At 67.9% G+C, this 455-nt stretch carries 1 protein-coding gene; it reads left to right on the top strand.

From position 1 onward, the window contains the following. Positions 1–152: 152 nt before the first annotated feature. A partial coding sequence (locus tag D7Y13_RS42700) for an ATP-binding cassette domain-containing protein (protein WP_279637204.1) occupies positions 153–455 on the top strand: 303 nt, incomplete at its 3' end.

Raw genomic sequence — 455 nt, 5'->3', positions numbered from 1 at the left:
CAGCTCAACAACATCGTCAACTCGGTGCAGGGCGTGAAGGAATACAACGTGAACATGGCCGCGACGCTGCTGACCGGCCTCGTGCCGCTCGCCGTCTACTTCGCCTCGGGCAAGCTGTTCGTGCGCGGCATCGCGGCGGGCGCGGTGAAGGGATGAGCGCGATCGGGGCGCCGACGCTCGACCGCATGGCCGCGCCGTCCGTGCGCATCCGCTCGCTGGACCTCGACTTCGGGGCGGTCAGCGTGCTGAAGGACCTCAACCTCGACATCGCCGAGGGGGAGTTCCTGGTCCTCCTCGGCTCCTCGGGCTGCGGCAAGTCCACGCTGCTGAACTGCATCGCCGGGCTGCTGGAGCCGACGGACGGGCAGGTCTGGATCAAGGGGCGCAACGTCACCTGGCTGGAGCCGAGCGAGCGCGGCATCGGCATGGTCTTTCAGAGCTACGCCCTTTACCCG

This window comes from Corallococcus praedator (assembly GCF_003612125.1).
Classification (GTDB): Bacteria; Myxococcota; Myxococcia; order Myxococcales; family Myxococcaceae; genus Corallococcus; species Corallococcus praedator.
The sequence above is the reverse complement of the archived record's forward strand: the minus strand, read 5'-3'. Positions and strand labels throughout refer to the sequence as shown.